Here is an 11,524-nt window from a genome sequence, read left to right as displayed (position 1 = left end):
GATGGGAACTTTTGCATCTTAGCTTGCGAGGAGATTCTCTGGATGCAAGCAAAACATGTTTTGGGCCTGGCAGTATGCGGTGCAATGGTATTCGCAGCAGGGTGCCGCAAGACCAACACCGTCGACAAGGGTGCATTCAAGTCGGCGATCAACGATTACTACAGCTCACGACAGGCATGCGTGTGGTCGAGCCCGATCAAGTTTCCTGTTCAGGCCGATACCTCGAACGACGAACAGACCAAGGGCTTCGACGCACTGACCGATGCTGGCCTACTGGTGAGGAAGTCGGCGGAGAAGAAGCGCTTCCTGATCGGGTCGAAGCAGGTCAACGATTATGACCTCTCGGACAAGGGCCGTTCGACTTGGACCGCTGACCAGACGCAGCCGGGCTATGGCAATTTCTGCTTCGGTCACCGCGAAGTGACCAATGTGGATAGTTATACGCCGAGCGACAACGCCGACGCGACGCAGTACTCCGTGACCTATCACTACGATGTGGCCGGCGTGCCGGATTGGGCTAATTCCACGGAGATGAAGACTGCATTTCCGAAGGTTGCGACCGATACCTCGGGACAGCAGATCGCTACTGCGAATCTGGTGAAATCGACCAACGGTTGGCAGGTGGGAAGCGTACAGCCTGCGAACGATACTTCCACTCAATAAAAGCTGCGGGTGAAGCCGGCATAAGCTTAAGCTGGCTTCACTCCGCGCTCTGCGATTTCAGCAAGGATTCCATCCCACAGCTTCAGACGCGCGGCGAGGGCGGCTTCGGCCGCCTCTGTCGCTTCGGACCAACGCTTGGCGTCGTCGCCGCACAGGTCTTCGATCATGCGTAGAGCCAGCGGGCCGTGATCCTCTCCATCGAGCTCGATGTGGCGCTCCAGATACCAGATAAATTTTTGCAGGCGGCCGGAGAGCTGACCGTTCATCTCGCGAACCAGGCCGCGGAACATCTCCGGGATGAGATCTTCGCGGCCAAAGGTAAAGGCCGCGGCAATGGCGTGGGCTCTGCCTTCCGCGATGACGACGAAGGTGGAAGCTACAAAGTCTTTTGCGGTTACGGGAGCTTCAACGCCGTTGAGCGCGTCGCTCAATTCGCTGCCTTCAGATAATTTGTTTAGAAGCTGCAGGACGGGGCCGGTATCGGCGCCGCATTCGCGCATAGCTTCGATATACAACTCGAAGTGGCTTACCGTGCGGCCTTCGTATTCGTCGCTCTCTTCGTCCAAAACGATGGCATTGATGAAGCGACGGCTTGCAGAGCTTTCATTCGGAACCCACGGCACGCGGACGCAGGTGAGCTCGTTCTGCAGAGCCTTGAGCAGCGACATGAAATCCCACACCGCGAAGACATGCGACTCCATAAAAATTCGGAGATGGTCCATGCTGCGGATGCTGGCGTAGAGCGGGTGTCTTGCGAGGCGGTCGCGAAGCGGGGCAAGGCGCGATTCGAGCGCTTGAGCGGGAGACAGAACGGGAAGCATAGGTCTCTTCTCAGTATGCCTGATGGACGATCCGAAAGCCTTCACGCCGATCCGCAGATCAGGCGCGCGTCCGGCTATCCCATCTACGCCTCATCCGGTAAGAACAGGCTGTCGTCCTTCAATGCGACTCCGGTGAGCTGCCTTTGCGTGGCCGCCTTGAGGTAATGCGCGATTCTGGCGGCGGCATCGGCGTAACTTAATCCTTCGGGCCGGATGTTCGAGATGCAATTGCGTTCGGCGTCGGTGCGGCCGATGCGCGGAGCCCAGGTGATATACGCGCCTAGCGAATCAGGCGAGCTGAGACCGGGCCGTTCGCCGATAAGCAGCAGCGTGAGGCGCGCCTGCAGCAGCTCTCCGATCTCGTCTCCGATGGCAACGCGCGCCTGCTCTGCGATGATGACCGGCGCATGCGCTGCGCCCAGCCATAGCGGAGTCAGCGCATCGAGCAATGGGACCGTATGGCGTTCGACGGCGATAGCGGAGAGGCCATCGGCGATGACGATCACCAGATCGTTTGCACTTCCGGCGCTGGAATTTCGATCGAGAAGGCTCCGCGATTCCGCGCTCAATTTGCGGCCGAGATCCGGCCTGCGCAGGTACTCATGGCGATCTCGTGCGGCGCTCTTCAGGAGGATCGGGCTCCATCCCCGCTCGCGGAGTAGCGGCATTAGCGACGCGGTGCTCAGCGTGGAGTGGACAGCGTCGCGGGCTTCGGCAAGGCAGAGGTTCAGGTCGAGGATCTCAGCCGTCGCCAGGCTGCTTCCGGCTGTTCTCAGTGCGACACGAGCGGGCGTATGTGCGCGCAAGGAGCTCCGGTCGGGCACAGGCGGTGAATCGCGTTTCCCAATCTCTTTCATGCGCTGAGCAGACCGGCGAGCGACAGTTCGTTTTGTAACCCGCGTTCGAGCCATGCTTCGAACTCCGGAGCGGGCCGCATCTTGAGCGCGGAGCGGAGATAGGCGATGTCGTGAAACGAGGTGCTCTGGTAATTAAGCATCACGTCGTCGGCGCCGGGCACGCCCATGATGTAGTTCACGCCTGCGACGCCGAGCATGGTCATGATGGCGTCGGTGTCGTCATCGTTGGCTTCGGCGTGTGTGGTGTAGCAGACGTCGCAGCCCATGGGCAGGCCAAGTAGCTTGCCGCAGAAGTGATCTTCGAGCGCCGCGCGCAGAATCTGCTTGCCATCGTACAAATACTCCGGCCCGATGAAGCCGACGACGGTGTTGACCAGCATCGGCTTGTATCTGCGGGCCACGGCATAGGCACGGGCCTCGCATGTCTGCTGATCGACTCCATGATGCGCATTCGCTGAGAGTGCGCTTCCCTGACCGGTCTCGAAGTACATGATGTTGGGACTTCCCTCTTGTGACTCGCCGCGACGGAGAGAGAGCCCTGCGGCATAGGCTTCATCGAGCAGCTTGAGATTCACTCCGAACGAGGTGTTGGCCTGCTCGGTTCCGGCGATCGATTGGAAGATGAGATCGACCGGCGCTCCACGCTCGAGCGCGCGCAGCTGCGTGGTGATGTGGGCCAGCACGCAGCTTTGCGTCGGTATCCGATAACGTTCGCGCACGCGATCGATCATGGATAGCAGCGTGGTGACGCTGGCCACGCTGTCAGAGACGGGATTGATGCCGATCACGGCATCGCCCGCGCCCAGCAACAGGCCATCTAGCATCGACGCGGCGATGCCTGTGGGATCGTCGGTTGGATGATTTGGCTGCAAGCGCGAGCAAAGCGTTCCGGGCAAGCCGACGGTAGTGCGAAATTTCGTGATCACGCGGATCTTGCGCGCCACCAGAACCAGGTCCTGCAGGCGCATGAGCTTCGAAACAGCGGCGGCCATCTCCGGCGTAAAGGCGAATGCCAGAGAGGAGAGCAACTCGCCGGTCGCCTGCTCGGATAATAGCCAGTCGCGCAGCTCGCCGACGGTGAAAGCCGCGATGGGCGCGAAGGCAGCAGCATTGTGAGAGTCGAGGATGAGGCGGGTGACCTCGTCGTTCTCGTAGGGAATGACCGCCTCGTTCAGAAATGCGGAGAGCGGAAGATCGGCCAGAGCCATCTGCGCCGCGACGCGTTCGGAAGCGGTCGACGCGGCGATGCCGGCCAGTTCATCTCCGCTGCGCGGCGGTGTGGCCTTGGCCAGCAGCGTGCGCAGGTCATCGAAGAGGTAGGTGACGCCGCGGATGGTGTGCCGGTATGCCATGGCTGGGTGTCTTCCAGCTTTCTACCACAGGTGCGGCTGAGGGCGGGTCGCTTAGAGGCGGGTAGCTGAGAAGCGGTTAGCTGAAGTCCGGTTAGCGAAAACCGGCCGGTTGAGGTTCTTCGTCCATCGGCACCTCAGTAGACAGTTATTTCAGTGCGGCGTTGCGGGGGCTCCCACCTTTCGCCATAAGACGGCGAAGGATGGGGCACCCTGCGGGTCCTCGATTAGCGGTTTGGTTGCGCCGACGGAGCTGCAGCCGGCGAGGTATTCGCGTCAGGCGATTGCGTGGCCGCTTGCGGCGGCGGTGTGGCAGACGCGGGCGGCTGGTTGTCCGGCGCAGGGTTGGCGGGAACGTTGTTCGCTGGCGCGGCAGGAGAGGATGCGCTTGGCCTAGTGTAGTCGGGGCGCGGCTTGCCGTCGGGGCTCTGCACCGGATGGATCGGATTGACATCAGGCTGAGTGGGCGCCGGAGCCGGCGGTCCTACATTTTCCGCAGTCAGCTTGACCTGGTTCACCACCGACGGGTCATCGCGCAGCTTTACAAAGAGCTCGCCGCTGCTGGGGTGAGGTACGGGCAGGACGCTGCCGGGGAAGCCATCGGGGACCTGTACGGGATGCGCAAATTGCGAATCCCCGGAGACGGCGTCGACCAGAAAGAGATTCGCGCCGGAGAGTTTGCAGGGCTGGTCCGCGGCTGCAGGGCATTTCAACGACTGGAACTGCGGCAGCCTTACCAGCGTGGCCAGCGGTTGCCAATCTCCTTTGGTGCCGTCGGCATCGATGATACGGAAGCGCAGCGGCCCGAAAGCCGATCCGCCGAAGACTTTGGCGGGGTCGAGGGTTGCTAATGCTGTGCTTGCATCCTGCAACGTCAGGGTGCTGTCACCCATGCTGAGGACCGTCGAATAGGAATCGTCACCGGTGGCTACTTCCACCTTGTCCTCGCGCTTGAACTCGGCCGGCGACTTGGCCTTGATGGAGAAGACCAGCTTGGCATTCTGCGGGACCTCATCCTGATTGGCGAGCTCGATATTGCTCGCGGAGCTGTCTCCGGATTCGATGTTCTTTCCGATCAGGGCGACTGAGGGGCGCGCTGCATCGACGATCACCTGCAGGTCCGCGGTGCGGCCGTCTTTCAGAGTTGCGGTTCCCTGCAATTGCTGGCCAGAGGTTAAAGTCTGGCTGGCCTTGGCATCCTGCGCCGCCATCGGAAGCTCGTCGCTGCCCTGCGAGCTGGAGAGTTTGCCCGGCTGAAATTTGATGCCTTTCACCGAGAGGCTGGCGACTTCGTCCAGACGGCTGCCCTTGAGCAAGCCGCTGGTGTCGCCGGCATGGAGGGTGAAGCTTTCCAGATGTCCGGCCTCGGAAAAAGTGTGCGCCTGAATATCCACCGGCTTGTCCAACCCTGCCTGCTTGACAACCAAGGTTAGGTCACCGGGTTTCGCATCCTTGAGAGGCAGTTTGACTTCGACCGAATTCGGCTTGTCGAGCTTCCAATCGGCCTTCTGGTCTTTGCCTTGCGCGTCCTTGTATTGAATGGAATCGATGCAGCTCGCGTCCTGGGCTTCGAGATGAATGGTGTCGTCGCGTCCGACGACCAGAGCGTTCTGGTCGGCCGAGGCGATCTGCCACTTCTGCTCGCGGGCTCCCTGGAGATGAAACTTGGGGCCGGTGAACGGCTCGAAGCCCCATTGTCCTCGAACAGATGCCTCGGTGTCGGAGCCGAGCACGGTTCCAGCCAGCGGCTTGGTGTCGACGCCGAATCCGCCTTTGACGGCTTGCGGGGTCAACGGCAGATCGGCGGTTTTGCCGCCGGCTTCCAGATGCAGAACCAGGTCGTGGGCGTACTTTGTGGAGAAGACCAGCGGCGCGCCATCGACAGGCAGGATGAGATCGCTTTTCTCGGCGCAGAATACCTGCTTTTCATCGATCGGGTGCAGCGGCGGGGGTTGCGAGGACTCGACTGCCGGAAGAGCAATGACGATTACCGACTTCGGATTGTGGAAGGACGGCGGAGTGTTGAGCTTGAGCTCCAACGCCCCGCCTTCGAGCGCGGCGAGGGCAGGAATGTACTGGTACTGCGCGGTGTGAAACGAGTCCAGGATGCGGGCGATGTCGGCAACCGAGGCGATATATGGGCTGTAGTAGCCGTAATTGGCCTGCGGCGTGTAGCTGGCCTGGAGGGCGAGATCGCCGGCCGGGCCGGAGGTGAGCGCATCGACAATCGACATGCTGTGGCCGTCGTTGAGGATCAGGCCATCCTGCTTCTGGGTCAGGCACGAGGCCTGCAGATCCGAGTCCAGATCGAGGCATTTCTTATCCAGCTCTACGTTCAGGCTGCGGGCCAGCAACGGCGTCGCGTCCTTGAGCTGGCTGGGATCGGTCGAATTGATCCTGCGGACAGCGGCGAGATAGACATCCAGACGCGAGCGGTCGAGGTTGGCCTGGTTGAGGTCCTGGGAGGCGCGAACGAAAGCTCCGGGACGGCCGCGGACCGCACTGATCAGGGTTTTGAAATCACCACCAGTCTCGGGAGCGAGAAAAACAATGACTTGCTGCGCGCCTTCGGGCACCGTCACTTCGAGGCCGGTGAACTTCTTATCCCAGGTTTCGGCTTTGAAAAACCAATCCTCCGGCGGAGGATTGGTCGATCCACGCAGAAAAGCGGCAATCAGCAGGTAGTGCGCGGCCTGTCCGGGAGGGAAATCGGGGTGAATCCAGAGCTTGTCGCCGGCGGCTAGATTCGGGACCTGCGTGACAGGCAGGGTCTGCCCGCCTCGCGTGACTTTCACCTCGACCTTAGGTCCAGTGAGATCGAAGGGCGCGGGATCGGCGAACAGACGCGTCGCTGTAGTGAACAGAAGAACGGCACACGCGAAGACAACGAGGCGGCGCAGGCGTACGAAGGGGAGGTCCATGGTCTTAATCGTAGTGACTCCGGATAACGGCGTTGGGGCCCGTCAACAGCTTCGGAAGATTAGATGCCGACTATCTCCGGTTGGACGGATGGGCACGGGAAGACGTTTATCACTAACGGGACTGTTGGCTAAGTGAATGAATTTAAATTGTTTAATAAGTGGAATGACTGCCCAGAGCGCGGGCGGCCCGCGCTCCCCGGCTGAAGCGGCCGCGATTGGAGAGCTGCTCCAGGGTGATGATGAAGACGGGCACGAGAAAGACAGTCGAGCCGAGCACCCACATGAAGGCTCCGGCGGCGGCCTGGTCGGAGAGCGCGCTGATGCCGAAGGCGCGCGGCTGGGCGGCATAGCTGGGATAGATGACGCGTCCGGAGAAGACCAGCGATGCGGAGACGATGGTGTTCACGATGTCCGCAGTGAGCAGATAGGGCAGCAGCAGCCAGCGCGAGCTGCGGAAGCGGCTCGGCCAGGGTTCGATGATCGGCCACCAGAAGATGAGGCTGGTGAAGAAGAAGCAGGCGTGTTCGCAGTTGTGCCAGTTCTCGGAGCTGAGCGCGAATTCATACGCCGCCGGGATGTGCCAGGCCATGTAGCTGACATTCATCAGCAGCCACGCTACGCGCAGGTTCATCAGCCCATGGAAAAAGCCGCGCAGCCAGCGCTGGCGAAGCAGCGGCCCCAGCACCGGGCGCACAAACCAACGCGGCAGCCCGCGGAGCATCGGCACGGTGGGTGCGGCAAGAACAATCAGAGGCGGCGCGACGGACATGAAGACGTAATGCTGCGCCATGTGCATGAAGAGCAGCTGATCGCCCAGGGTATCGAGCGGCGATGCCACGCCGATGACCAGGAAGGCAATTCCGGCGAGGAAGCACCATAGACGCCAGGGAGGAAAAAGCCGGGGACGGGTCTTGCGGATTCGCATCCAGCCGCGGGTGTAGATGATCGCGGTGAGGGCGAGGGCGGTACAGACGATGGGAGGGAAATCCCAGTTGAGGATTGCGGCCTGGACGGGGTCAGTCTGGATCGGATCAATCTGGATCAGATCAATCATGGCTCGCCGCTCCGCTCTCGTTGGGATTCTTCGTCGCTTTGCTCCTCAGGATGATGCCTTTTTTTTGGTTGGGGAGTTTGTCCGTCATCCTTCACGATAAAACTGTGAAGGATGACGAATAGCTTTCTTGTTTAGTGCGCTTGCGCCTTGACCGGTGGCGAATTGGTTTCGGCATCGGCTCTCGAGGCGTCGGTAGCTCCGGGCTGGCCTACTGGATGCAGCGTGGTCAGGAAGCGGACCAGCGCCGTGACCTCCGGCGGCGAGAGACTGGTGCCATAAGCGGGCATGTTGCCGCCGCCTTGAACCACCTGACGAATGAGCTGGTCTTCCGTGAGTCTCGTAGCTACGGTGTCCAAAGCAGGGCCGCGCTGGCCGCCTTCTCCGCCTAATGCGTGGCAGTTGCGGCATTGCTTCGACTGGAAGACGACCGCGCCCTGACGCTCTGTGGGCGACAGGTTGTGAACGAACTTGGCGGGGACGGTAGCTCCCGACCAGGCGTTCATGACCGGGCTCCACGGGGTAAAGGTGGCTAGATGGGTGAGAGTACCCCAGGAGACGGCTACCAGCGCCAGAACCATGACCGCGACCGGCCGCCGGTGCCAGCTCTTTTCTCCTTCTCCTGCATAGAAGGGCAGGGCGAGGAGAACAGCGATGCCAAGCACGGGAGCAATGAGCAGGAAGGGCGTTTCGAGATTGGCCGGCAGGTAGGAGAGGACGGAGTACAGCCAGAGAAAGAAGAAATCCGGCTTGGGAACGGTCTGGATGATGGTCGGGTCAGGCTGGCCGGTCGGCCCGTAGGGTCCGAAGACGGCGGCGCAGACGGCAACGGCGGCAAGGATGGCTCCGGAGAAGACCAGATCTTTCCAGAAGGCTCCCGGAACAAAGGGGATGCCATCGTTGTGCGCGAGGTCGTGGTACTCCTTGATGTAGGTCTTGCGGTTGACTGGCCGGCCGGGCATGGGCCACTCGTTGACGCCGAGCTTGAGCACCATCCAGACGTGCAGGCCGGTGAAGGCCAGCAGCATGCCAGGGATCACGAAGACGTGCAGCGCAAAAAAGCGGGTGAGGGTCGCGCCGGCGATGATTGGGCCGCCGAGCATGATGTGAACCAGCGGAGCGCCGATCAACGGCACGCGGCTGGCAATCGATGCTCCGATACCCAGGCCCCAGTAGGAATCCTGATCGAAGCGCAGTACCTGCCCGGTAAAGGCCATGCCCAGCGTCATGAGAAGCATGAAGACGCCGAGAATCCAGGTCAGCTCACGGGGAAACTTGTAGGCCCCGAAAAAAAACACCTGCGCCATGTGGATGAGCACCACGGCGACCATGAAGTTCGAGCCCCAGCCGTGCATGGCGCGCAGGAACCAGCCCAGCGGCAGCTGGTGGTTGAGGATCTGCAGGCTGCTCCAAGCCTCGGCGCCAGAGGGCACGTAAACGATGGCCAGGAGGATGCCGGTGACCACCTGCAGCAGGAGCAAGGTGAAGGCCGCGCTGCCGAAGACGTACCACCAGCTCGCGGTGTTCTTGGGCACCGGGTGAAGGATGGCATCCTTCACCGGTCCCTCGAGCTGAATGCGGCGTTCGAGCCAGTTGTAGGTGTCTTTTAGCCAGTGCATGAGCCGCATCCTTTGGGAGAGTTGTTGATGACCGGCAGGTTGTTGTTACCGGCCTGCTGTCCGGGGCTGGCCGGATTGGACAGCGTCGGCATCTGGCCGGCATCGATGTGCAGCTCGCTGTTCACTACCTTGTAGGCGTATTCGAAGAGGCCGCGTTCCGGCGGTCCCGAGGCGCGCGAGCCATCGGCATAGTAGGCTCCGCCGTGGCAGGGGCACATGAACAACGACGATTGCGGGAACCAGCGGACTGGGCAGCCCAGGTGTGCGCAGTTGATGGCGAAGACCTGGAACTTGTTCGCGCCGGTATGGCGAACCCAGCAGGCGGTCTTGGCAGTCTCTCCATCCCATGGCCGGTTGAACGGATTCTCATAGGTGGCCAGACGTGTTTCGCCGGCCGGAAACTGCTCGAGCGAGCCGAGCGAGATCCAGGAGTTATAGGCGCCCTTGCGCTTCACCGGTCCGAGCAGATAGCGGACCACGGGAACGGCGACGGCCAGTCCGACCACTCCGTTGAGCAGGGCTCCAAACCCCATCAGCATCCAGCGGCGGGAGACGACACGCGGATCATCCTTGGTGATTTTCTGATCTTCTTGGACAAGATCGGGCGTATTCGGTTCAGGCGTATTGTGCGGGTCGGTCATAGCTTTTCCCTTACTGCTGCGAATGAGGAGAATAGGGCTGGCCCGGCGTGTCGCTCCGGAGCGAATTGAGGTAGGCAATGATATCGCCTACCTGCTGGTCGTTGAGCGGATATCCAGGCTGCACCTGTCCGTTCACCACCCCGCGCCAATCGGGATGGCCAAGATCGGGGCGTCCGGTGACGATGAGGGTGCGGAGGGTCCGATTGTTGACCAACGCCAGATAGGTGGGGTCGGTCACCTGCTGGTTGGGCTTGGAATGGCACTGGGCACAGGCGGTCTGATAGGTCTTCTGCCCCTGCGCTGCATCGCTCTGCCCGCTGGGCTGGGACGCAGGAGGAGTCAGGCCGTTGAATGCTCCGTTGGCCGGCCACGCAGTGCGCATGCCTTTGACCAGCGCGTCGACCTGCGCATCGGTCAACATGCCGCCGGACGACTGGGCAAATGCCGGCATCTGGGTGGGCGGCTCGCCTTGCGAGATGATCCGCTGCAGGGTCGCGTCATCGACCCAGGCTTGATAGACAGGGTTGGAGAGGGCGAGAGCAGCTCCGTTGCGGCCGTCGTTGCCGTGGCACCCGGCACAGTTCTGGGTGTAGAGCGTCTTGAAGTCTGTGATCTGGTCGGGGCGCTCGACAACTTCCGCGCGTGACGCGCCTGGGGCCTGATCACACCCGGAGATAAAGGAGAGCGACGCGGCCAATGCAAGCGCAGAGAATCCGGTTGCGGAGAAAAAGCGCAGGTTCATCGGCTTTCGTCCTCGTTTTCTGTTGCCGATTCGCGTTCGCGCACCAGGCCGGGGGTTTCGATGCCCATGCGCATGATGAAGGGCAGTGACTGCGCGGTGCGGATGCGCGACTGATGCGCCACCACCCATCCCGCGACGAGACCGAAGGTGACCTGCGAGATGAGGAACCATCCCCAGGCGATGTGCTGATCGAGCTCCGGATTCACGACGCCCATGGTGGAGTGAAGCAGGCCCGTCCAAAGAACCGGCGCAAGGATGCCGCCGAGAAGAATCGGGCGGCGGGGCAGCATGGGGAGCATGGCTCCGTAGAGAAGACCGACCAGGAGGCAGGTGATGGCGTGGATAACGATCGCCACCAGCACTCCCTGCCAGTGAAAGGCCGCGATATCCGCAGTCGACGGATTGCGCCAGTTGGCGACACCCGCTCCTCCCAGCAGATTCACTGGATACCAGATGCTGTGCTGGGCGATGAGCCCGTACAGGATGGCAGGCGGGATCATGGCTATACCGCCGGCGATGCCGCCTTTGATTCCGGACAGAACAGGATAGGTTTCGACCGGCAGGTGGGCGCGGTCGTCTTCCGGCACGATGATGCGTGCGACCTCCGGCCGGGTGGTGGTGATGATGATGTTTTCGACCACGACCGGAATGTCTTCGTGCGCTTCATGAGGCAGCACCTGGCGGAACCAGCCGATGGCTCCGGACAGCGCCAGCACGATGCCGAGCAGGGAGATGCCGAAGTTGGTGACCATTCCCGCAAAGGCCAGCATGACGCCGAAGGCCATGATGATGGGCCATGCCGTCGGCGCGGGGAGATGAATGGTTTCCGAATGGCTGCCGGAATGTTGTTCTTCGTTCAT

At 61.5% G+C, this 11,524-nt stretch carries 10 protein-coding genes; 1 reads left to right on the top strand and 9 read right to left on the bottom strand.

Translation table 11 applies throughout. The features are described 5' to 3' along the window. Positions 1-42: 42 nt before the first annotated feature. Entirely contained in the window at positions 43-663 is a 621-nt protein-coding gene (locus XX99_RS04795) for a hypothetical protein (RefSeq protein WP_050058251.1), read from the top strand. 26 nt (positions 664-689) lie between these two features. On the opposite strand, the gene XX99_RS04790 is transcribed toward XX99_RS04795, so the two are convergent. The 9 genes from XX99_RS04790 to XX99_RS04750 all read right to left on the bottom strand — a co-directional run bounded on the left by XX99_RS04790 (position 690) and on the right by XX99_RS04750 (position 11,524). Then, positions 690-1,484, bottom strand: coding sequence for a DUF3050 domain-containing protein (locus tag XX99_RS04790; protein ID WP_050058250.1), 795 nt, complete (start codon positions 1,482-1,484; stop codon positions 690-692). Positions 1,485-1,567: 83 nt separating this feature from the next. After that, a complete protein-coding gene (gene eutC / locus XX99_RS04785; protein ID WP_231581154.1) occupies positions 1,568-2,290 on the bottom strand; it encodes an ethanolamine ammonia-lyase subunit EutC in 723 nt (240 codons plus the stop codon). Positions 2,291-2,337: 47 nt separating this feature from the next. Further along, entirely contained in the window at positions 2,338-3,693 is a 1,356-nt protein-coding gene (locus XX99_RS04780) for an ethanolamine ammonia-lyase subunit EutB (protein ID WP_050058248.1), read from the bottom strand. Positions 3,694-3,917: 224 nt separating this feature from the next. After that, positions 3,918-6,611: a RodZ family helix-turn-helix domain-containing protein gene (locus XX99_RS04775; protein ID WP_050058247.1), complete on the bottom strand. Its 2,694-nt coding sequence runs from the start codon at positions 6,609-6,611 to the stop codon at positions 3,918-3,920. A 151-nt stretch (positions 6,612-6,762) separates the two neighbouring features. Next, positions 6,763-7,665 (bottom strand): cytochrome c oxidase assembly protein, encoded by a 903-nt coding sequence (locus XX99_RS04770; protein ID WP_082125257.1) that lies wholly within the window; start codon positions 7,663-7,665, stop codon positions 6,763-6,765. Between the two features lie 131 nt (positions 7,666-7,796). Next, the gene (locus XX99_RS04765; RefSeq protein WP_050058246.1) at positions 7,797-9,281 is read right to left on the bottom strand and encodes a cytochrome b N-terminal domain-containing protein; all 1,485 of its coding nucleotides are present in this window, start codon (positions 9,279-9,281) and stop codon (positions 7,797-7,799) included. After that, positions 9,269-9,922 carry a QcrA and Rieske domain-containing protein gene (locus XX99_RS04760; RefSeq protein WP_082125256.1) on the bottom strand — a complete coding sequence of 218 codons (654 nt, stop codon included), beginning with the start codon at positions 9,920-9,922 and terminating at the stop codon, positions 9,269-9,271. Before XX99_RS04760 ends, XX99_RS04765 begins: the two co-directional genes overlap by 13 nt. Before the next feature lie 10 nt (positions 9,923-9,932). Then, positions 9,933-10,664 carry a c-type cytochrome gene (locus tag XX99_RS04755; protein ID WP_082125255.1) on the bottom strand — a complete coding sequence of 244 codons (732 nt, stop codon included), beginning with the start codon at positions 10,662-10,664 and terminating at the stop codon, positions 9,933-9,935. Then, a complete protein-coding gene (locus XX99_RS04750) occupies positions 10,661-11,524 on the bottom strand; it encodes a hypothetical protein (protein WP_050058245.1) in 864 nt (287 codons plus the stop codon). The genes XX99_RS04755 and XX99_RS04750 overlap by 4 nt, the downstream gene beginning before the upstream one ends.

Source organism: Silvibacterium bohemicum, from assembly GCF_001006305.1.
GTDB classification, from domain to species: Bacteria; Acidobacteriota; Terriglobia; order Terriglobales; family Acidobacteriaceae; genus Silvibacterium; species Silvibacterium bohemicum.
Note: the sequence above shows the minus strand (reverse complement) of the source record. Positions and strands in the feature narration are given on the sequence as shown.

Coding starts and splice junctions, on each gene's coding strand:
- XX99_RS04795 (WP_050058251.1), top strand. CDS start 43: ATGCAAGCAAAACATGTTTTGGGCCTGGCAGTATGCGGTGCAATGGTA.
- XX99_RS04770 (WP_082125257.1), bottom strand. CDS start 7,665: ATGATTGATCTGATCCAGATTGATCCGATCCAGACTGACCCCGTCCAG.
- XX99_RS04755 (WP_082125255.1), bottom strand. CDS start 10,664: ATGAACCTGCGCTTTTTCTCCGCAACCGGATTCTCTGCGCTTGCATTG.
- XX99_RS04765 (WP_050058246.1), bottom strand. CDS start 9,281: ATGCACTGGCTAAAAGACACCTACAACTGGCTCGAACGCCGCATTCAG.
- XX99_RS04780 (WP_050058248.1), bottom strand. CDS start 3,693: ATGGCATACCGGCACACCATCCGCGGCGTCACCTACCTCTTCGATGAC.
- XX99_RS04750 (WP_050058245.1), bottom strand. CDS start 11,524: ATGAACGAAGAACAACATTCCGGCAGCCATTCGGAAACCATTCATCTC.
- XX99_RS04775 (WP_050058247.1), bottom strand. CDS start 6,611: ATGGACCTCCCCTTCGTACGCCTGCGCCGCCTCGTTGTCTTCGCGTGT.
- XX99_RS04790 (WP_050058250.1), bottom strand. CDS start 1,484: ATGCTTCCCGTTCTGTCTCCCGCTCAAGCGCTCGAATCGCGCCTTGCC.
- XX99_RS04760 (WP_082125256.1), bottom strand. CDS start 9,922: ATGACCGACCCGCACAATACGCCTGAACCGAATACGCCCGATCTTGTC.